The sequence below is a fragment of the Bordetella sp. MIP270_01_BMS genome, assembly GCF_054958705.1.
Map to the genome: position 1 here is coordinate 3,270,511 of NZ_CM143297.1, position 19,049 is coordinate 3,289,559.

Genomic DNA, 19,049 nt, shown 5'->3' on the forward strand with positions numbered 1-19,049 from the left:
GCAGGCAGCCTCGTGATCGAAGAGCCGCGGGTCCGTTCAGACCGCGGCGATGAAACGAATGGGCGCCGGTCGGTGCCCGTCTGGGACCGGCGCCAATGCCCGGTATATCGCATACGGAGAACCCCATGAGCGCAGCGCAAAAACTATCTATCAAATTCGCAAAAGCCAGCTTGGCTGTCCTGGCGGCGGTATCGATGCTGGCCTCAGGCGCCGTCCAAGCGCAAGCCATCGCCGAACGCATCAAGGCTGGGCAGCCCATTATGCATGCCGTGTCCAACGATGCGCCCTATGGTTTTGTTGGAAAGGACGGAAGGATCACCGGCATTGAGGTCGAGATAGTCGCCAAGGTGCTGGGCGAAATGGGCGGTAAATCCGAGACCTCGGCAACGACCTTCGGATCGCTAATCCCCGGCATCCAGGCCAAGCGCTTCCAGATTGCGTCTGGCGGCATTTATATCCGGCCCGAGCGTTGCAAGGTTGTGCGCTTCAGCCAGCCTAGCTTCATGATAGGGGTGGGGGCCTACGCCAAGAAGGGAGCCAACATCCAGGCGACCACCCTGGGTGAACTGGCCAAGCACAAGGATCTCAAATTCGGCAAGCTTACCGGCGGCTTCGAGAGCGAGGCGTTCGGCGTGGCCGGCGGCGATAAGGGTCAGATCACCGATTTCAGCGACCGTACTGCCCTGGCAGCCGCCGTCAAGGCCGGGCGCATCGACGTCGGCCTGTTGACAGCGCTGGGCGCGGCCGCGGCGGTCAACAACGATGACGCGTTGGAGCTGATCAGCCCACTCGCCCCGCCGATGGTCGATGGCAAGCCTTTCGTCTATTACGCGGGGCTGGCCTTCAACAAGGAGGACGATGCCTTCGTCGACGAATTCAACCAGCGAATGACGGCTTTCGTGCAGTCGCCGGCGTATCGCGAGCTACTTGCCGAGTACAAGGTCCCGGCCGACGTGATTCCGCCGGCCGACGTCGACATCGAAGCCGTCTGCCGCGGCGAACGGTAAGCATGCCAACGAGCGTCTGGCTGCATACTGGGCCGGTACGCCTTGTGCGTTGGCCGGCTCGGGTCGGCAAGGCTCTTCTGCGAATCCAATCATTATGACGCAGTTGTGGGACACTCGCTGGGTGCTGCTTGAAGCCACCGGTACTACAGCGCGGATATTTCTCTATTCGGCCGTGCTGGCATTGGTGCTCGCATTCCTCGTTGGCGCCGCACGCCGGTCTTCGCTTCGCTGGCTGCGCTGGTCTGCCCTCGCATACGGAGAACTGTTCCGCGGCATCTCGCTGGTGGTCCAGCTCTTCTGGCTATTCTTCGTCTTGCCCCTGCTGGGAGTGACGCTTTCCGCTGAAGGGGCCGCGATCCTGGGATTGGGTCTGTGTTTCGGTGCTTATGGCGCCGAAAGCGTGCGCGTGGCCCTGGCGTCCGTGCCGCCCGGACAGCTGCAGGCGGCGCAAGCGCTGGGGCTTTCGCGGATGCAGGCATTCTTCAAAGTTGAGCTGCCCCAGTCTCTGCCCGTCATGCTGCCCCCTTTGGGCAACTTGATGGTCATGGCGCTGAAGGCGACTTCGGTGACGGCCATGATAACCGTGCCAGAGCTCGCTTTTACGGCCAATACGTTAACCGCCAACATGGGCGCCAGTGTCGCGGTCTTCGCCTATGCGGGCCTTGCGTACTACCTTATGGCCAAGTGTGTGGTGTGGCTGACGCGTAGCCTGGAGCGTCGGGTCCACATTGTCGGACACAGCAGTAGAGCGCAACGGAGCAAAGCCCATGCAGTTTGATTGGTCTTTTGCCTGGTCGATCTTGCCCGAACTGTTGCGCGCAAGCCAAACCACGATATTCATTACGCTCACGTCATTCGCGTGCGCTTCGGTTGGCGGGCTGATCGTCCTCGCGCTGCGTTCCAGTCTGCGGCGCACGATTTCCTTGCCGACAATATGGGTCGTCGACTTCATTCGTAGCACGCCGTTACTGCTGCAGGTGTTTTTCGTTTACTACGTACTGCCCGGCTTCGGGCTTGCACTTGATCCCGTTCAGGCCGGGATTGCCACCTTGGGCGTGCATTACAGCTGCTATATGTCGGAGGCCTATCGATCCGCGCTGGCGGCGGTGCCGCACGGCCAGTGGGAGGCGGCACAGGCCCTGGGCTTGTGGCGCGTGCAGGTATTCCGCAAGGTGATCTGGCCGCAGATGTTGCCCGTGGTGATCCCCACCGGTGGCAGCCTGATGATCTACATGTTCAAAGACACGCCAGTGCTGGCCGCAGTGACCGTGCACGAAGTGCTGCAAACTGCCTCGCGCATCGGCGCGGACAATTTCCGCTATCTAGAGCCGATAACCATCGTCGGGGTGCTGTTTCTCGCCATGAGTATGCTGGCGGCATGGGCCACGCGCCGGCTGGAGCGGCGATTTGATTTTGCGGCCTACAAGCCCTAACCGAGGGAATCCGATGTCCAAGTCCGCTGCCTGCGCCATCTCCATGCGCGGCATCCATAAACGTTACGGTAGCTCTCCAGTGCTGCACGGCATCGACCTGGATGTCAGCCCCGGCGAAAAGGTCGTGATTTGCGGGCCTTCCGGTTCGGGTAAGTCGACACTTATCCGCTGCATCAATCGCCTGGAACCCATCGAGCGCGGCAGCATCGTCGTCAATGGCACCGTGCTCACCGACGACGCGCGGCGCATCGCAGAGGTTCGACGGGAAGTCGGCATGGTGTTCCAGAGCTTTAATCTATTTCCCCACCTGACGGTGCTCCAAAACTGCATGCTCGCGCCTCGTTCGGTACGGGGGCTATCCCATGCGCAGGCCGAGGAGCGCGCCATGCACTTCCTGAAGCGGGTGCAGGTTAGCGAGCAGTCACACAAGTATCCGCTGCAGCTGTCCGGCGGCCAGCAGCAGCGCGTGGCTATCGCGCGCGCCCTGTGCATGCAACCGCGCATCATGCTGTTCGACGAGCCGACTTCGGCGCTGGATCCCGAGATGGTCAGTGAAGTGCTGGACACCATGATTTCGCTGGCTGCCGATGGCATGACTATGGTTTGCGTGACCCACGAGATGGGTTTCGCCAGGAAAGTGGCGGATCGCGTCGTATTCATGGACCAGGGCCGCATCGTCGAATCCGCGCCCCCGGATAGTTTCTTTTCCCAGGCGCGCAACGAAAGAACCCGGAAGTTCCTAGAAACCATTTTGCATTGATCCGACACGGAGCTGGATGCATGTCTGACAATCACGACCAAGCCGCGGCGCTGCCGCAACTTTCCGACGCCCGCGGCGCGGCCCCTTTCTGGTGGGATGCCGCGCCGCCGCGAGATGCCGAATCTGCTGAAGCGTTGCCGCGCGAAGTAGATGTGCTGGTCGTCGGCGCTGGGTTCACGGGCCTGAGCGCGGCTCTGACGCTAGTGCGCGGCGGGCGCGGGGTGCTGGTTTGCGATCGCGCTGCGATAGGCTCCGGCGCGAGTTCGCGCAACGGCGGCCACGTTGGTGCGAAACTGCGGCCGGGCTTTTCTGCCCTCATTGCCAAGTACGGCGAAGCGAAGGCGATCGCCCTGGCGCGCGAAGGGCTGATGGCTCGCGACTTCCTCGAGCGGATCGTGCGTGAGGAAGGGATAGACTGCGATTTCGCGCCCGCCCCGCGCTTTCATGGCGCGCACTTGCCAGCCGATTATGGCTACCTCAGCAAGACGGCCGACCTGATGCGGGCGAAGCTGAACTTCCCGTCGCATGCCGTGCCGCGCGAAGACCAGCATCGGATTATTGCCACGGACGCCTATCATGGCGGCGTGCTGGATAATTCGACCGCGATATTCCATCCCGGCAAGTTCGTCGACAGCCTCGGCCGGCTCGTCCAGGAAGCGGGCGGACGGCTCGCGTCGCGTACCGAGGTCGTGCAAATCGCGCGGACGCAAGCCGGCTTCGAGGTAAGAACCTCGCGCGGGACGGTGGCCGCGCGCAACGTTCTGCTGGCCACCAACGGTTACACCGGCAAGGCGTTTCCGTACTTCCGGCGCCGCATCGTGCCAATCGGCAGTTACCTCATTGCCACGGCACCCCAGCCGCGTGAGGTCATCGACGGCTTAATGCCGGGCTGCCGCCTACTCATCGACACCCGCAAAGCAGCCTCGTACATGCGAGTTTCCCCGGACGGCGACCGTATTCTTTACGGCGGCAGGGTAGCAGCGCGCGATATCAGCCCGCAGGCCAGTGGCCCCCGGCTCAAGGCGGTGCTGGACCGCATTTTTCCGCAGATCCGGCACGTCGGTTACACCCATTCCTGGATGGGATTTACGGGATTCACGCTGGACGACTTACCCCACATCGGCGAGCACGACGGCATGCACTATGCCATGGGTTACTGCGGCACCTCGGGTACTTCGCTCGGCACCTATTTGGGCCACAAGGCCGCGCTGCGCATACTGGGGCGGATGGAAGAATCCCAGACGGCCTTCGATGATATCGAATTCCCTTCACACCCGCTTTATTCTGGCTCGCCGTGGTTTCTCAGCGCCATGGTCGCCTATTACCGGCTGCGCGATCGCCTGGGGGTGTAGCGCTCGTGAGTGGCGTGCCCTGCTGGGCCCGCACACCGGAATAAAGGTTAAAAATGCGTTTGACGGAAAGCTCCCATGATCCACAGTACGCTCGCATCGCGGTCGGTGTCGTTGCGGATGCTGTGGGGACGCATGCTGTCGAACTGGAAGCTGTCGCCGGTATAGAGAGTGACGTCCCTGCCGTCGACGACCAACTGCAGTTGGCCGTCGAGCACCAGTCCGGCCTTCTGTCCCGGCCCGAGCACAACGTCCTCGGGTGGCGCGAAGGGCGGCAGGTGGATGATCATGAACTGCATGCCTTCCATGCCGGAAGGCGACAGCAGTTCCTTGAGCAACGGTGCGCTTCCTACGTTGAACCGGGGTCGGTCGGCCGCGCGGCGCACGAACTCGACGTTGCTGGGGTCCTGCAGAGCGACGGCGCGATCCGGCCCCGGCGCCTCAATGAGCGCGCTGAGCGGAATGTGCAGCGCCGTTCGCAGCCTTTCAAGAATTTTGATGGACGGATTGGCCGTGCCCCGTTCTATCTGGCTGATCATGCCGCCGGAGACGCCAGCCAGGGTCGATAGTTCCTTCATAGACAGCCCGCGCGCCTTGCGCACGGAGCGCAGCATGGTTCCTATAGGAGGGGCCCGGCGCCCAAGCGCGGCAGGCTTCGCGCCGAAGGCTGCGTCACTTGCGCCGGCTGGCTCCTCAGACTTGTCGGTGTCGCCGGTAGTGTTCATGGTAGTTGTCATCGCAACGAGTAGGCCGTGCCCGCAGTGAGCTGCCATGGATCAGACCTGTGCCAGGCAGACTTGAAGAATCTGGACGCTATGGTACAAGACCAACAAAATATTGAATAGATGATTAATTCTTTGGGTATCTTGATTTTTAGGCGAGCTATTCGCCTCCGCGCATTATTTAACTACGGGGCAGGGGCGCGACCACAATCCGCCTCGCGGAGCACGCACCATGGCTGAATCCCGCACGGTCGAATACCTGGGCGCTTTGCTGGGCTTCGCTACAGTCACGCGCACACCCAATCTGGAACTGATCGAGTGGGTGCGCATTCTGCTCGAGGCCCATGGCATTGCCTGCGCAGTGATCCGGGACGATACTGGCACCAAGGCGAACCTGCACGCCCGGGTCGGCCCTGAACGCGGCGGAGGCGTCATGCTGTCGGGCCATACCGATGTGGTGCCGGCAGAAGGTCAGGCCTGGACCGTGCCGCCTTTTGGCGCGACGCAACGTGATGGCCGGGTTTACGGCAGGGGTGCGGCCGACATGAAGGGCTTCGTCGCCAGCGCCCTCGCCGCGCTGCTTCGGGCAAACGCCAAGCCCCTGAAGCGGCCGCTTCACCTTGCGTTGTCTTACGACGAGGAAATCGGCTGCGTGGGCGTGCGGCGCATGCTCGACGTGCTGGCAGCCTCGCCGGTTCGGCCCGCCTTGTGCATCGTCGGCGAGCCCACCGGCATGGACGTAGCGCTGGGCCACAAGGGCAAGATGGCCTTCCGCGCCGTCTGCTTAGGCAGGGCAGGGCATTCCGCGTTGGCGCCTGCAGCGCTGAATGCTATTCACCTGGCCTGCGATTTCGTCTACGGTCTGCGCAGCCTGCAGGCAGATCTGGAGCTGGGCGGGGCGCGTGATCCCGACTACGAAGTTCCGTATACGACGGTCCACGTTGGCTGTGTGCGCGGCGGCACCGCACTGAACATCGTGCCGGATCGTTGCGTGCTGGACCTGGAGATTCGGCACGTGGCCGGCGATGACCCTGTGGCGTTGCTGGCCAGCCTGGAGGAACGGGCACGGCAGATCGCAGTCGCGTACCGTGGCAGCTTTCCCGAGGCGGGTGTCGCGCTCGAGTCGGTTAATGCCTACCCCGGGCTGGATGGCGGAGCGGACGGCAGCGCAGCGGATTTCGTCACGTCCCTGCTGCCGCCGGGCACGCGGCGCTTCAAGGTGGCGTTTGGCACCGAAGGAGGGCTATACCGGCAGGCGCTGGGGGTTCCGGTGGTGATATGTGGGCCGGGTTCCATGGACCAGGGGCATCGGCCGGACGAGTATGTGTCACTGGCCCAGTTGCAAGCCTGCGACGAGTTTTTGGACCGGTTGATCGCTACGCTTGCGGCATGACGTTGGGAGTCCCGTCGCGGCATGCCTAGCGTTGCTGCTCGGCTACATTGACAATATAATAATTAATGGTTCAATATAATAACATTTGGGACCGGCGAGCGAAAGCATAGCCATTTCTCAGCGATCTCGCCGGGCCGGCCACAGCCGGGACACTAAGCACCAAGAACCGCGAAGAACATCACTTCATGCGCAACAACTGCCAGTACATCGCCGGCACCTGGCGAGAACAAAAAGGCCAATCCCACGTTCAGGCCAATAGCCGCACCGGCGCTCCATTTTCCCGGACATGGCTGGCCGATACACAGGACCTGGAGGACGCCTTGAACGCGGCGGCCAATGCCAGGCCATCGGTGGAGGCTGCGCCCCGTCACGAGCGCGCTCGATGGTTGCACGCCGCGGCGAGCGGACTCGAGGCGCGAGCCGAGGCGATCGCGCAGCAGCTCGTGGCCGAGTGCGGCAAGCCGCTGGCCATCTCCCGGCAGGAATTGACCAGGGCGGTCGAAACCCTGCGGGCCAGCGCCATGGAAGCCATGCGCCTGGGTGGCGAGCTTGTGCCCATGGACGCCAGTTCGCGCGGCGAAGGCAAGCTCGGCTTCGCGCTACAGGTGCCGGTGGGGGTGGTGGCGGCAATTACCCCCTTCAATGCACCGCTCAACTTGCTGTGTCACAAACTGGGCCCAGCCCTGGCCGCAGGCAACGCCGTGGTGATCAAGCCGGATCCCCGTGCTGCATCGTGCGCAGTGGAATTAATGGAAGTGCTCGGCGAGGTCGGCCTGCCCCCTGGCGCGGTGAATCTGGTCCACGGCGGCGGCGAGGCGGGCGAGCGGCTGGTCGCCGACTCCAGGGTCGACCTGGTGTCGTTTACCGGGGGAAAGCACGCTGCCAGCCGCATCGTGCAGCTGGCAGGCCTCAAGCGCGTGCTTCTGGAGCTCGGCGGCAACGCGGGCAATATCGTGTGCGCCGACGCGGATCTGAACGATGCTAGCCGGCAGCTCGCCCGGGACGCTTTCGGTCATGCCGGCCAAAGCTGCATCGGTGTTCAGCGCATCTACGTCGAAGCGGCCGTGTACGACCCTTTCATGGAGCGCTTTCTGCAGGACGTGGACCGTCTGATCGTGGGCGATCCAGGCGACGTGGCCACGGACCTGGGACCGGTCATCGACGAAGACTCGGTGAAGCGACTGCTGGGCTGGATCGAAGAGGCAGTGGCCGCAGGTGCGGTTGTACACCGGGGCGGACAGGCGCAAGGCCTGATCCTGGCGCCGACGGTCATCAGCAATGTGCAGTCCAATATGCGAGTCGTATGCGACGAGGTATTCGGTCCGGTCGTCACGGTGGAGAAAGTTGCCGACCTGGGCGCCGCCGTCGCGGCCGTCAACGATTCGCGTTACGGCCTGCAGGCAGGGGTGTTTACGGCGTCGTTGGCTAACAGCCTTTACTGTGCGCGCCAGCTCAGGGTGGGCGGTGTGGTGGTCAATGGCACCTCTAACTACCGGGTGGACCATCAGCCCTACGGCGGCGTTAAGGAAAGCGGCATGGGTCGCGAAGGCCCGGCCTACGCGGTGCGAGCGATGTCGGAAACCAGGATGGTGGTGTTCCAATAGCTAAGGCGTCCGCTGACCTGGTTTGGCAATGTCGGCGTTCGTGAGATCGTCACGGCCGAACCGGCCTCTCGGCGTCGGGCAAACAGCCGAAGAAAATTGCCGCCTAGAACGACTGCCTCAACATCGCGCGAGGCAGCACACTACGGGCTGCTCGGGGGCGAGGCACAGGTCGGTATTTCAGAGTCATTCGGCCGGCGTTCCGGCATGAGAGTCCAAGTTAGCAGACCAGCCTGAGGGACGCTCCAGATTTCACGGCGGCGCGCACATTGGTCAGCGCTGTCATTGCTGGTGATGCAGCTTTAATGATGACCTTGAAAGCTCTAAGAGCTTGCTTCGTAGCGTCATCCACTCAGCGATGCACGCGTATTGTTTCACTTCGCATCCGCTCGCATGGCTGCAACATGACCGAATGAAGCAAATGGGCCAACCCGAAGGGTTGGCCCATTTGCATATCCGGTGGTGGCCTGGGGCGGAATCGAACCACCGACACGCGGATTTTCAATCCGCTGCTCTACCAACTGAGCTACCAGGCCAACGAAGTCCGCAACTATACACAATTTTCTTGATCCGTGCAGGCGCACACTAAAGTATCGCTACCCCGGGATTACCCTTAGCGGTATAATTTTGACCAACTCAGTGTTACAAAGCGCGCCGCCCCGGCTGGGCGGCGCCTGTTCCAGCGCCCCATGTCCGTAGCTGTCTTCGCCTTCGGTCTGAATCACACGTCCGCGCCCGTGTCGGTGCGCGAACGCGTGTCCATGCCTGTCGACCTCGTTCGGCCGGCCCTGGAAGGGCTGCGGTCGGCTTTCGGCGGCACGGTGCGCGAAGCCGCCATCCTGTCCACCTGTAATCGCACCGAGGTCTACTGTGCCGCCGAGGCGCGGGTGGCCGAGCAATTGCCGGCGTGGCTGGCCGATCACAATCGAATCGAAGCCGTGGCGCTCACGCCGCACCTGTATCGTCACCACCAGGACGAAGCCGTGCGCCATGCATTCCGCGTGGCCAGCGGGCTCGATTCCATGGTGCTGGGCGAACCGCAGATTCTCGGGCAGATGAAAGACGCGGTGCGCGCGGCCGGCGAAGCCGGCTCGCTGGGCACGCTGCTGCACCAGTTGTTCCAGCGCACATTCTCGGTGGCCAAGGAAGTCCGCTCGCAGACCGCCATCGGCGCGCATTCGGTGTCCATGGCCGCCGCCGCAGTCCGCCTGGCCGAACGGGTATTCGGCAACCTCGACCAGGCCCACACGCTGTTCATCGGCGCAGGCGAAATGATCGAGCTCTGTGCCACCCACTTCGCGGCGCAGCGGCCGCGCAGCATGGTGGTTGCCAACCGCACCGCCGAACGCGCCGAAGCGCTGGCGGGCCGCTATTCGGCCAGCACCATGAAACTGGCCGATTTGCCCGAGCGCCTGGCCGGGTTCGATGTGGTGGTGTCCTGTACGGCCAGTTCCTTGCCCATATTGGGCCTGGGCATGGTTGAGCGCGCCACGCGACTGCGCCGCCACCGGCCCATGGTCATGATCGACCTGGCCGTGCCGCGCGACATCGAGCCCGAAGTCGGCCGCCTTGACGACGTTTACCTGTATTCGGTCGACGACCTCGGCCGCCTGGTGCAAAGCGGCACCGACGCGCGGCGGGCCGCCGTGGTGCAGGCCGAAGCCATCATCGAAACCCGCGTCCAGGGCTTCATGCACTGGATGCAATCGCGCGAAGTGGTGCCCGTCATCCGCGACCTGCACCAGGCCGCCGAAGACGTGCGCGCCGCCGAGCTCGAACGCGCCCGACGCCTGCTGGCGCGTGGCGAATCGCCCGAAGCCGTGCTCGAACAGCTGGCGCACGGGCTTACCCAGAAGTACCTGCACGGCCCGCTGGCGGCGTTGAACCGCAGCGAAGGCGACGAACGCAAGCAATTGCTCGCCTGGATGCCGCGTCTGTTCCCCGGTCGCGATACGCGCCGTTAGCGCTGCTGCCGCAATGCCCGCCACCTCGGCGGGCGTTCGCTTTCCGGGCGCCCGTCATCCGCTAATCCGCTATACGCCTTCCTGGTCATTCCTATGAAATCTTCCATGCGCAGCCGGCTGGAACAGCTGTCTCACCGATTGATCGAGCTCGACGCCTTGCTTGCCGAGCCCGAGATCGCTGCCGACATGGACCGTTATCGCAAGCTGTCCCGGGAACGCGCCGAGATCGAGCCCGTCGTGCAGGCCTTTGCGCAGTTCACTCGCACCGAAGACGACCTGGCCGCCGCGCAGGAAATGCTGTCCGACCCCGATCTGAAATCGATGGCCGAAGACGAAATCAAGGCGGCCCGCGACCGTATCGAAACGCTGGAAGCAGAATTGCAGTTGCTGCTGCTGCCGCGTGATCCCAACGACGGCCGCAGCCTGTTTCTTGAAATCCGGGCGGGCACCGGGGGCGATGAAAGTGCGCTGTTTTCCGGCGACCTGCTGCGCATGTATTCGCGGTATGCCGAACAGCGCGGCTGGCGGGTCGAACTGATGTCGGAAAGCGCTTCCGAACTGGGTGGCTATAAAGAAGTGATCGCGCGCATCGATGGCGATGGCGCCTATGGGCGACTGAAGTTCGAGTCCGGAGCGCACCGTGTGCAGCGCGTGCCCGCTACCGAAGCCCAGGGGCGCATCCATACGTCCACGTGCACGGTGGCCGTGATGCCTGAAGCCGATGCCATGACTGACATCGTGATCAACCCCGCTGACCTGCGTATCGACACGTTCCGCGCCAGCGGGGCGGGCGGGCAGCATATCAACAAGACCGATTCGGCCGTGCGCGTGACGCACCTGCCCACCGGCCTGGTGGTGGAATGCCAGGACGACCGCTCGCAGCATCGCAACAAAGACAAGGCCTTGCAGGTGCTGGCAGCGCGCCTGAAAGACCGCGAAATGCGCGAGCGCCAGAGCAAGGAAGCCGCCGAACGCAAAAGTCTGGTGGGCACGGGCGACCGGTCCGAGCGCATCCGCACCTACAACTTCCCGCAAGGTCGCGTAACCGACCACCGCATCAACCTGACGCTCTACAAGCTGCAGCAAGTCATGGAAGGCGATCTTGAAGAACTTACCGGCGCGCTTATCGCCGAACACCAGGCCGAACAGTTGGCGGCGCTGGGGGATGCCATCTGAAGTGGATCGCCCCATTCTGCAATCGTTTCTGCTCGATCCGCGCCTGCCACGGCTGGAAGCGCGCATGTTGCTCGAGCACGTGCTGCAGAAGCCGCGCGCCTGGATGCTGGCGCACGATACCGACCCCATCGAGTCATGGCAGGCCCAGCAATACCAGGCGCTGGCCGCCCGGCGCGTGGCGGGCGAACCCATGGCCTATCTGGTGGGGCATCGCGAATTCATGGGCCGCGACTTTGCGGTGACGCCCGACGTGCTGATTCCCCGGCCCGATACCGAGCTGCTGGTGGAAACCGCCATCGCCTGGCTGGCCGACCACCCCGAGGCCGCCGTGTTGGACCTCGGCACGGGCAGCGGCGTCATCGCCGTGTCCATCGCGCTGGACGCGCCCCAGGCATCGGTCACGGCGACCGACGCCAGCGCGGCGGCGCTGCAAGTGGCCGTTCGCAACGCGGCCCGGCTGGGCGCGCGCGTCGATTTTGCGCAGGGCAGCTGGTACGACGCGCTGCCGGCGCGAGCCCGCTATGACCTGATCGTGTCGAACCCGCCGTACATCGCCCGCCACGACGAGCACCTCGAGCGCGGCGACCTGCGCTACGAACCCTCCAGCGCCCTGACAGACGGCGCGGACGGCCTGCGCGACCTGTCGGCCATCATCAGCGGCGCCCCGGCGCGCCTGCGTCCGGGCGGCGCGATCTGGCTCGAACATGGCTGGGACCAGGCCGAAGCGGTACGGGCGATGCTGGACGGGGCAGGGTTCCGTCAAGTTTCCAGCCGGCGCGATCTCGCCGGCATCGAACGAATTTCCGGCGGGTCCCTATAATGGACTTATTCCGCCAACGCGGCTTTACCTGTTTGTGAGACCACCATGAGCGACGTGCAAGAATTCATCCGCGACACCGTCACGCAACATCCCGTCGTGCTGTTCATGAAAGGCACGGCCCAGTTTCCCCAATGCGGCTTCTCGGGCCGCGCCATCCAGATCCTGAAAGACTGTGGCGTGAAGAAACTGGTTACCGTCAACGTGCTCGAAGACGATGAAGTCCGGCAGGGCATCAAGCAGTATTCCAACTGGCCCACCATTCCGCAGCTTTACGTCAGCGGCGAGTTTGTCGGCGGGTCCGACATCATGACCGAAATGAACGAAAGCGGCGAACTCAAGGCCATGCTCGATACTTCCGGCGCCACTGCTGCATGAGCTCGCCGCGGCGGCTGGTCGTAGGCATCACGGGGGCTACCGGCTCGTTGTACGCGGTGCGCCTGCTGCAAGCGCTGCGCGGCGTCGACGACGTCGAATCGCACCTGATCGTGTCGGCGTCGGGGGTGCTCAACATCAAGCACGAGCTCGACGTCAGCCGGCACGATGTCTACGCCCTGGCCGACCACGTGCACAGCGTGCGCGATGTAGGGGCCACCCTCGCCAGTGGCGCTTTCCAGACGGCTGGCATGGTCATCGTGCCGTGTTCCATGCGCACATTGGCGGCCGTGGCGCATGGCCTGTCAGACAACCTGATCACGCGGGCAGCCGATGTCACCCTGAAAGAGCGCCGGCGACTCGTCATGATGGTGCGCGAAACGCCTTTCAACCTGGCGCACCTGCGCAACATGACCGCGGTCACCGAAATGGGCGGTATCGTGTTCCCGCCGCTGCCCGCTTTTTACCACCGCCCCACGTCCATCGAGCAGATGGTCGACCACACCGTGGCGCGCGTGCTCGAACTCTTCGATATCGTCGTGCCTGGCCCGCACTGGGAAGGCATGTAGCGGCACGCAGCGCTCGCCGCGGGCATGCCCGCAGGCCGGCCACAGGCATCAGCACGAGTTCTGGATCGAGGTTCGTTCCCGGTCCGGCGCTGGGCCGGCCAGAGCGTCAACCTGCCCGGGCGTGCACCAGTTCCGGCACGCAGGGGCCTGGCGCTGCTTTGCACTGCAAGCCGATTGCGCGCAGTGCGCAGCAGCGCGCTTCAGGCGGGGGCCAGTTCCGACGGCTTGGGATACGTCTTCTGGTAGTGCACCGTGAACGTCTGGAAGGCGGCCAGTGCCTTGTGGGGATCGTGGCCTTCCTTGACCAGGAAACTGTCGAACCCTACCCGGGCCTGGTAGTGGATCGTGTCGATCATCACATCGCCCACGGCCCGCAATTCTCCTTGCCACCCATGCCGCGTGCGCAGCAGCTGGGCCAGCGAATAGCCCCGGCCATCGGTGTAGACGGGGAAATCGATTGCGATGAAGGCCAGGCCCGCCGGGTCGACCCGGCCATGGTCATCGACCAGTTCGTCGAGCCGGGTGGCAGGGTCGAGCAGAACCGCCACGGGGTGCTGGCGCTGGCGCAGGGTGTCGCGCGCCGCCGTCCAGACCGGCAGCGTCACGATCCAGCCGGGCTCGTCCGGTGGCAACTGCGCGCCGGGCTCGGTGTCGGATTCGGGCGCGAACAAGCGGGCGTCGTCGGCCTGCAGACGCCCATGACGGATAAGCCGTTCGCCGGCTGAAGTCGAGTGCGAGTCAGACATTGGCCACCTCCCGGGACTGCGCCGGGGCGGACTTGGCCACCGCCGGGTCGGAATACACATCTTCTTTGAAGGGCGCGATGCCCACGCGGTCAACGACGTCAATGAAGCGTTCGGCATCGCTGTCGCGCAGCCGCAGGTAGGTGTGCACCAGCCGTTCCACCACGTCGGGCACTTGCTCGCGGGCGAAAGACGGGCCGATGATGCGACCGATGGCCGCGCCGCCGCCACGCTGCGATTGCAGATCGGGCAGCGGCTTCGCGGCGCCGTTCTGGCGGCCGCCTATGGTGACCTGGTACCACTCTTCGCCATTCTTATCCACGCCCAGGATACCGATATGGCCCACGTGATGGTGACCGCAGGCGTTGATGCACCCCGAGATGTTCAAGTCGAGATCGCCCACTTCGAACAGGTAGTCCAGGTTGTCGAAGCGGTGCTGGATGGCCTCGGCCACCGGAATCGAGACGGCGTTGGCCAGTGCACAGAAATCGCCTCCCGGGCACGCGATGATGTTGGTCAGCAGGCCGATATTCGGCGTGGCCATGTTGAGGGCGGTCAGTTCGTGCCAAAGCTCGAACAGCCTGGCTCGGCGCACGTCGGCCAGCACCAGGTTCTGCTCGTGCGATACGCGCAGTTCGCCATAGCCGTAGTGCTCGGAAATGTCGGCGACGGCGTCCATCTGGTCGGCGCTGATGTCGCCGGGCGGCACGCCGGTGGGCTTGAGCGACAGGGTTACCGCCGCATAGCCGGGCACTTTGTGCGCGTGCACATTCTTGCGCAGCCAGCGCGCGAATGCGGGGTTCGTCGCGGCGTGCGCATCGGTGGGATCGGCTTCGGTGGCGGCGGACGGGTCGTAATCGGGCCAGGTAAATCGGCTGGCGATGGTGTCCACATGCTCTTGCGTGAGCGTATCGGGCCCGCCCTTCGTCAGCTGCCACTGTTCGTCGACCTGGCGCGCATATTCCTCGGGCGTCAGCTCTTTGACCAGGATCTTGATGCGGGCCTTGTACTTATTGTCCCGCCGGCCATGCATGTTGTACACGCGCAGCGCCGCCTGCAGATAGGTCAGCAGGTGTTGCCATTCCACGAACGGATTGATCAGGTGGCCTACCATCGGCGTACGGCCCAGGCCGCCGCCCACCCAGACGCGAAAGCCCTGCACACCGTCGCGCTCGACCGCCTGCAGGCCGATATCGTGCACGCCCACGGCGGCGCGGTCTTCCTCGGCGCCGCTGACCGCGATCTTGAACTTGCGAGGCAGGAATGCGAACTCGGGGTGCAGCGTGGACCACTGACGGATGATTTCGCACCACACGAGCGGGTTGACCAATTCATCGGGAGCGATGCCGGCAAAATGGTCGGACGTGGTGTTGCGGATGCAGTTGCCGCTGGTCTGGATTGCGTGCATCTGCACCTTGGCCAGTTCGCCCAGAATGGTGGGCACGTCTTCGAGCCGGGGCCAGTTGAACTGAATGTTCTGGCGCGTACTGAAATGTCCGTACCCCCGATCCCACGTGCGAGCAATGTGAGCCAGGGTGCGCAACTGGCGAGCGGCCAGCAGGCCATAGGGGATGGCGACGCGCAGCATGGGCGCATGGCGCTGGATGTACAGGCCATTCTGCAGGCGCAGCGTGCGGAAGTCGTCTTCGGTCAGCTGGCCGGCAAGATAACGTTCGGTCTGGTCGGTGAACTGCGCTACGCGCTGTTCCACGAGCTGTTGGTCGACGGGGTCGTAGACATACATGGCAGGTTGCCCTTGTGGAGGCGCCCGAGGGCGCAAGGGAACAGCCTGCGGCGTGCAGTGGATCGCAAAGGGCGGAACGGACGCAGCAATGCGCCGCCGCGCGGCACCGCAGGGTTCAATTCTCATAACCGTAACAGGCGCTAGATCGCGCTGTCTAAGTCATTCTGGTAATAAGAAAAGAAGCCCGCGGCAGGTGTTCGGACGCGCTGGTGCGCGGGGCGGGGCCGCTCGGCGCGGCAGCCCGGCAGCCCGGCGGTTGGGGCGGCTCCGGGCGGGCGAGTGCCCGACGGCGGTGCCCGATGCGGAAAGGGCAGCTCGCGTGGGGCCTGGCCCTGGCGCGTGTGGCTCAGGAAGGCTGCGCCTGGCAGGGCGAGAATTCGCCGGTGACAGGGTCGCGCAGGAACAGCAGGCCGGTCGCCACGCCGAAGTACATGCCGTGCAGTTCCAGCCGGCCTTCTTCGACGCGACCGCGTATGGCCGGGAAGGTCATGAGGTTCTTCAGGCTGTGTTCGACCACGGCCCATTCCAGCCGCTGGACGTCGGTGGCGCGGTCGCCGGTGCGCGGGATGGCGTCGGCGACGGGGGTGATCTGCGACATCCACTTGCCGATGAAGTCGGTCCGGGTCAGGGGTTCGGCGCCGTCGAATACGGCTCGCACGCCGCCGCACGAGGCGTGGCCCAGTACCACGATGTGCTTGACCTCGAGCGCACTGACCGCGAATTCGATGGCGGCGCTGGTGCCGTGGTAGGAAGAGGCCTTGGCTTCGCCTTCATAGGGAGGCACCAGGTTGGCGACGTTGCGGATGACAAACATCTCGCCGGGCCCGGCGTCGAAAATGACCTCGGGCGAAACACGGGAATCCGAGCAGCCGATCAGCAGGATTTCCGGGCGCTGACCCATTTCGCCCAGTTCTTCGTAGCGCTTGCGTTCGTTGTGGAAGCGGCCGTCCAGGAAGGCCTGGTAGCCGTCAGTGAGTCGTTTCGGGAACATGGAGGCATCCTTTTGTTTTTCTTGCGTGCATCCCGTATTTTCCCACAGCACCCTTACATCGATCTGTGCCAGCGCGGCGGCGCCGCGGCCCGCCGCCCGGCCGAGGGGTCATTCCGTCTTGATGTCCAGCGCCGTAAATCGGGTGAAGGACTGCGGGGTGGTGGCCTGGACCTGCCAGCTTTCGCCGGGGGCCAGAGGGGTATCGCGCGTGCCCACTGCACGGCCCACCTCGCTGCCTTGCGCGTCGAACAGGACGAAGGTCACCGAAAGGCGGGGCAGCGCCACCTTGCCATGATTGGAAACCATCCCGGTAAGGGTCGAAGTGCCGTCCGCTTGCCGGGTGGCTGAAAGGTTTTCGATGGACACCCCGTAGGGCAGGCTCTGGGCGGTTGCCAGGGCCGAGGCGGCGGCAAGCAGCAGACAGGCGAGTCGTCGTTTCATGGTGGGCTCCGCAATGATGTGCGTAACAGCACCACCATAAATCGACAGGCGCGAACCGGCGCTACGCTTGGTTTCCGATATTTGGAAGATGCTTCGGCCGTGCGCACGCGGCCGGGGGGCGCCTATACGGTGGCGATCGGCGTGACCGGCGACCCTACCGCATGAGGCAGGCGCAGCGGCGGGGCGGTCAGCATGAAATGGTGGCGTCCATGGGCGTGCAGCCAGTCCGCCAGATCTTTCAGATACCACAGTTCGGCCAGCGGCAGCCCCAGCTTGAACAGGCAGTGGTGGTGCAGCGGCAACATGGCGCGCGGCCCCTGGCGGTCGCGCGCGGGATAGGCCTCGACGGCATAGTTGTCGGCGCATATCGCCACGATGCCGCTGTCGGTGATCCATTGCAGCAATGCGGCGTCGGTGCCATCGAGCGCGGCGCCATAGGCGTGCAGAACATCCGGGTCGGGCTGGCCTGCCATCTCGATGACTTTTTCCGCGAAGCCGGTGCGCAGTACCAGCATGTCGCCGGACTCGATGACGATGTCTTCGGCTTTCAGCACTTGCATCAGCTCTGCGTGGCCCACCAAGGTTCGCCCCGTGCCGAAGTGGCGGGCCAGGTCCAGCAGTACGCCCCGGCCCTGCATGCCTTGCGCGGCGAGGTTTTCCACGCCCAGCTTCAGTGCGGCCGATGGTCCGCCGCTGTTGCACCCGCATCCGGCATGGTCGCCGTCGGCCGGACCGATGATGTCGATGCCGGCGCGATACCCGTTGTAGTAGCAGAGTTCGGCGCGGCCGTCGCCATCGGCGTCGAACAGCGCGCCGACGTGGGCCAGCGAATCCCACTGCGTGGAATACTGCAGGGTGAGCAGTACCTGGTCGTCGCTGAGCACGTCAACCGCGTCGGGATTCAGGTTGCGCAGCGGGAAGTTCAGGTAAGGCGTATCTTGCAGGCGCGTCGGGCTCAGCTGGGGCGGATGGCGGCGGGGGTTCAGCACGTTGCCGCCGGGCAGGTCCAGCGGCAGCGACAGGCAGAAAGTCTTGCCGGCGCGTATCTCGCGAGCGCCTTTGAGCACCTGGGTCTCGGTCAGCAGGTTGAGCCGGCCAAGCTGGTCATCGGGGCCGTAGTCGCCCCAGTTGGATCCTTCCGGACGTTGCTTCCAGCGTTGCATCGATTTACTCCGCGAGAAAATCCGCTACTGCGCGCGTGAACGCCTGCGGTTGTTCCCAATTGGAAAGGTGAGAGGCGTCCAGCTCCAGGTAACGCGCACCCGTGATGCCGGCGGCCAGGTCACGGCCATCCTGAGGGGTGGTGGCCGGGTCATGCGTGCCCGCGATGACCAGCGTGGGCGCCTTGATTTCGCCCAGGCGTGGACGCAGGTCGGCGTCGCGCAGTGCGGCGCAGTTGCCGTTGTAGCCTTCGTCAGGCGTACGCCGCAGCATGTCCACCAGGACCTGGGACAGGCCGGGCTGGGCCTCGCGAAAGCCAGGCGTCAGCCAGCGTTCGACCAGTGCGGGCGCCATGTTCTCGAGGCCGTTCTGGGACACGGCGGCGATACGCGCCGTCCAGTTGTCGGCACTGCCGATGCGGGCGGCGGTGTTGCACAGTACCAGCTTGCGCACGCGGCCGGGATGGTCCAGCGCCAGCTGCAGCCCGGTGGGGCCGCCCATCGACAAGCCGCAGAAATGCGCCTGCGCGATGCCGAGGTGGTCGAGCAGCTCGGCCACATCTGCGGCCAGCTGCGCGAAGCTGTATTCGCCGGCGGGCACGGACGATCTGCCATGCCCGCGCGTGTCGTAGCGCAGCACGCGAAAGCGTTTCGACAGCTCGGGTATCTGCTGCGCCCACATGTCGGCGCACGTACCCAGCGAGTTCGACAACACCAGAACGGGCGCGTCGGCCGGGCCATCCATGACGTAATACAGCCGTGCCTGGCTCAGATCAGCATATGACATAGACAGATTCCTGAAGA

19 protein-coding genes and 1 tRNA gene are annotated in these 19,049 nt (G+C 64.4%); 12 read left to right on the forward strand and 8 right to left on the reverse strand.

Annotated elements, in window-relative coordinates; all coding sequences use genetic code 11:
• Nucleotides 1-125 precede the first annotated feature (125 nt).
• From ACV17W_RS15355 to ACV17W_RS15375, 5 genes are all read left to right on the forward strand, one after another.
• Complete coding sequence (locus tag ACV17W_RS15355; protein WP_462593194.1) at nucleotides 126-1,007, forward strand: transporter substrate-binding domain-containing protein; 882 nt, start codon at nucleotides 126-128, stop codon at nucleotides 1,005-1,007.
• Between the two features lie 121 nt (nucleotides 1,008-1,128).
• Nucleotides 1,129-1,785, forward strand: a complete 657-nt coding sequence (locus ACV17W_RS15360) for an amino acid ABC transporter permease (protein WP_462593195.1) — start codon at nucleotides 1,129-1,131, stop codon at nucleotides 1,783-1,785.
• 22 nt (nucleotides 1,786-1,807) lie between these two features.
• Nucleotides 1,808-2,440, forward strand: coding sequence for an ectoine/hydroxyectoine ABC transporter permease subunit EhuD (gene ehuD / locus ACV17W_RS15365; protein WP_462593196.1), 633 nt, complete (start codon nucleotides 1,808-1,810; stop codon nucleotides 2,438-2,440).
• Nucleotides 2,441-2,453: 13 nt separating this feature from the next.
• Complete coding sequence (locus ACV17W_RS15370; protein ID WP_462593197.1) at nucleotides 2,454-3,200, forward strand: amino acid ABC transporter ATP-binding protein; 747 nt, start codon at nucleotides 2,454-2,456, stop codon at nucleotides 3,198-3,200.
• 20 nt (nucleotides 3,201-3,220) lie between these two features.
• On the forward strand, nucleotides 3,221-4,552 hold the full coding sequence (locus ACV17W_RS15375) for an NAD(P)/FAD-dependent oxidoreductase (protein WP_462593198.1): 1,332 nt from the start codon (nucleotides 3,221-3,223) through the stop codon (nucleotides 4,550-4,552).
• Nucleotides 4,553-4,599: 47 nt separating this feature from the next.
• Here the strand turns inward: ACV17W_RS15375 and ACV17W_RS15380 are convergent, their stop codons facing one another.
• Nucleotides 4,600-5,274, reverse strand: coding sequence for a helix-turn-helix domain-containing protein (locus ACV17W_RS15380; protein ID WP_462593199.1), 675 nt, complete (start codon nucleotides 5,272-5,274; stop codon nucleotides 4,600-4,602).
• A gap of 229 nt (nucleotides 5,275-5,503) precedes the next feature.
• On the opposite strand from ACV17W_RS15380, the gene argE reads away from it, so the two are divergent.
• Together argE and ACV17W_RS15390 are read left to right on the forward strand one after the other, a co-directional pair.
• Entirely contained in the window at nucleotides 5,504-6,664 is a 1,161-nt protein-coding gene (gene argE, locus ACV17W_RS15385; RefSeq protein WP_462593200.1) for an acetylornithine deacetylase, read from the forward strand.
• Nucleotides 6,665-6,849: 185 nt separating this feature from the next.
• The gene (locus tag ACV17W_RS15390; protein WP_462593201.1) at nucleotides 6,850-8,268 is read left to right on the forward strand and encodes an aldehyde dehydrogenase family protein; all 1,419 of its coding nucleotides are present in this window, start codon (nucleotides 6,850-6,852) and stop codon (nucleotides 8,266-8,268) included.
• A 457-nt stretch (nucleotides 8,269-8,725) separates the two neighbouring features.
• Here the strand turns inward: ACV17W_RS15390 and ACV17W_RS15395 are convergent.
• A tRNA-Phe gene (locus tag ACV17W_RS15395) sits at nucleotides 8,726-8,801 on the reverse strand.
• Nucleotides 8,802-8,954: 153 nt separating this feature from the next.
• Here ACV17W_RS15395 and hemA point away from each other — a divergent pair.
• The 5 genes from hemA to ACV17W_RS15420 all read left to right on the forward strand — a co-directional run bounded on the left by hemA (nucleotide 8,955) and on the right by ACV17W_RS15420 (nucleotide 13,166).
• Nucleotides 8,955-10,229 (forward strand): glutamyl-tRNA reductase, encoded by a 1,275-nt coding sequence (gene hemA / locus ACV17W_RS15400; protein WP_462593202.1) that lies wholly within the window; start codon nucleotides 8,955-8,957, stop codon nucleotides 10,227-10,229.
• A 93-nt stretch (nucleotides 10,230-10,322) separates the two neighbouring features.
• The gene (gene prfA, locus ACV17W_RS15405; RefSeq protein ID WP_462593203.1) at nucleotides 10,323-11,405 is read left to right on the forward strand and encodes a peptide chain release factor 1; all 1,083 of its coding nucleotides are present in this window, start codon (nucleotides 10,323-10,325) and stop codon (nucleotides 11,403-11,405) included.
• The gene (gene prmC, locus ACV17W_RS15410; RefSeq protein ID WP_462593204.1) at nucleotides 11,395-12,225 is read left to right on the forward strand and encodes a peptide chain release factor N(5)-glutamine methyltransferase; all 831 of its coding nucleotides are present in this window, start codon (nucleotides 11,395-11,397) and stop codon (nucleotides 12,223-12,225) included. Before prfA ends, prmC begins: the two co-directional genes overlap by 11 nt.
• A gap of 45 nt (nucleotides 12,226-12,270) precedes the next feature.
• Nucleotides 12,271-12,600: a Grx4 family monothiol glutaredoxin gene (gene grxD / locus ACV17W_RS15415; RefSeq protein ID WP_462593205.1), complete on the forward strand. Its 330-nt coding sequence runs from the start codon at nucleotides 12,271-12,273 to the stop codon at nucleotides 12,598-12,600.
• On the forward strand, nucleotides 12,597-13,166 hold the full coding sequence (locus ACV17W_RS15420) for a UbiX family flavin prenyltransferase (protein WP_462593206.1): 570 nt from the start codon (nucleotides 12,597-12,599) through the stop codon (nucleotides 13,164-13,166). Before grxD ends, ACV17W_RS15420 begins: the two co-directional genes overlap by 4 nt.
• 200 nt (nucleotides 13,167-13,366) lie before the next feature.
• Here ACV17W_RS15420 and ACV17W_RS15425 read toward each other — a convergent pair whose 3' ends face one another.
• From ACV17W_RS15425 to pcaD, 6 genes are all read right to left on the reverse strand, one after another.
• The gene (locus ACV17W_RS15425) at nucleotides 13,367-13,912 is read right to left on the reverse strand and encodes a DUF934 domain-containing protein (protein WP_462593207.1); all 546 of its coding nucleotides are present in this window, start codon (nucleotides 13,910-13,912) and stop codon (nucleotides 13,367-13,369) included.
• The gene (locus tag ACV17W_RS15430) at nucleotides 13,905-15,653 is read right to left on the reverse strand and encodes a nitrite/sulfite reductase (protein ID WP_462593208.1); all 1,749 of its coding nucleotides are present in this window, start codon (nucleotides 15,651-15,653) and stop codon (nucleotides 13,905-13,907) included. The genes ACV17W_RS15425 and ACV17W_RS15430 overlap by 8 nt, the downstream gene beginning before the upstream one ends.
• Before the next feature lie 346 nt (nucleotides 15,654-15,999).
• Nucleotides 16,000-16,644: a carbonic anhydrase gene (locus ACV17W_RS15435; RefSeq protein ID WP_462593209.1), complete on the reverse strand. Its 645-nt coding sequence runs from the start codon at nucleotides 16,642-16,644 to the stop codon at nucleotides 16,000-16,002.
• Nucleotides 16,645-16,752: 108 nt separating this feature from the next.
• Nucleotides 16,753-17,085 carry an FxLYD domain-containing protein gene (locus ACV17W_RS15440; protein ID WP_462593210.1) on the reverse strand — a complete coding sequence of 111 codons (333 nt, stop codon included), beginning with the start codon at nucleotides 17,083-17,085 and terminating at the stop codon, nucleotides 16,753-16,755.
• 122 nt (nucleotides 17,086-17,207) lie between these two features.
• A complete protein-coding gene (locus tag ACV17W_RS15445) occupies nucleotides 17,208-18,248 on the reverse strand; it encodes a cyclase family protein (RefSeq protein ID WP_462593211.1) in 1,041 nt (346 codons plus the stop codon).
• 4 nt (nucleotides 18,249-18,252) lie between these two features.
• Nucleotides 18,253-19,032: a 3-oxoadipate enol-lactonase gene (pcaD, locus tag ACV17W_RS15450; protein WP_462593212.1), complete on the reverse strand. Its 780-nt coding sequence runs from the start codon at nucleotides 19,030-19,032 to the stop codon at nucleotides 18,253-18,255.
• Nucleotides 19,033-19,049: the final 17 nt, after the last annotated feature.

Excerpts from the sequence above, each read along its gene's own strand:
- ACV17W_RS15355 (WP_462593194.1), top strand. The coding sequence starts at position 126 with ATGAGCGCAGCGCAAAAACTATCTATCAAATTCGCAAAAGCCAGCTTG.
- ACV17W_RS15370 (WP_462593197.1), top strand. The coding sequence starts at position 2,454 with ATGTCCAAGTCCGCTGCCTGCGCCATCTCCATGCGCGGCATCCATAAA.
- ACV17W_RS15375 (WP_462593198.1), top strand. The coding sequence starts at position 3,221 with ATGTCTGACAATCACGACCAAGCCGCGGCGCTGCCGCAACTTTCCGAC.
- ACV17W_RS15380 (WP_462593199.1), bottom strand. The coding sequence starts at position 5,274 with ATGAACACTACCGGCGACACCGACAAGTCTGAGGAGCCAGCCGGCGCA.
- argE (WP_462593200.1), top strand. The coding sequence starts at position 5,504 with ATGGCTGAATCCCGCACGGTCGAATACCTGGGCGCTTTGCTGGGCTTC.
- ACV17W_RS15390 (WP_462593201.1), top strand. The coding sequence starts at position 6,850 with ATGCGCAACAACTGCCAGTACATCGCCGGCACCTGGCGAGAACAAAAA.
- hemA (WP_462593202.1), top strand. The coding sequence starts at position 8,955 with ATGTCCGTAGCTGTCTTCGCCTTCGGTCTGAATCACACGTCCGCGCCC.
- prfA (WP_462593203.1), top strand. The coding sequence starts at position 10,323 with ATGAAATCTTCCATGCGCAGCCGGCTGGAACAGCTGTCTCACCGATTG.
- prmC (WP_462593204.1), top strand. The coding sequence starts at position 11,395 with ATGCCATCTGAAGTGGATCGCCCCATTCTGCAATCGTTTCTGCTCGAT.
- grxD (WP_462593205.1), top strand. The coding sequence starts at position 12,271 with ATGAGCGACGTGCAAGAATTCATCCGCGACACCGTCACGCAACATCCC.
- ACV17W_RS15420 (WP_462593206.1), top strand. The coding sequence starts at position 12,597 with ATGAGCTCGCCGCGGCGGCTGGTCGTAGGCATCACGGGGGCTACCGGC.
- ACV17W_RS15425 (WP_462593207.1), bottom strand. The coding sequence starts at position 13,912 with ATGTCTGACTCGCACTCGACTTCAGCCGGCGAACGGCTTATCCGTCAT.
- ACV17W_RS15430 (WP_462593208.1), bottom strand. The coding sequence starts at position 15,653 with ATGTATGTCTACGACCCCGTCGACCAACAGCTCGTGGAACAGCGCGTA.
- ACV17W_RS15435 (WP_462593209.1), bottom strand. The coding sequence starts at position 16,644 with ATGTTCCCGAAACGACTCACTGACGGCTACCAGGCCTTCCTGGACGGC.
- ACV17W_RS15440 (WP_462593210.1), bottom strand. The coding sequence starts at position 17,085 with ATGAAACGACGACTCGCCTGTCTGCTGCTTGCCGCCGCCTCGGCCCTG.
- ACV17W_RS15445 (WP_462593211.1), bottom strand. The coding sequence starts at position 18,248 with ATGCAACGCTGGAAGCAACGTCCGGAAGGATCCAACTGGGGCGACTAC.
- pcaD (WP_462593212.1), bottom strand. The coding sequence starts at position 19,032 with ATGTCATATGCTGATCTGAGCCAGGCACGGCTGTATTACGTCATGGAT.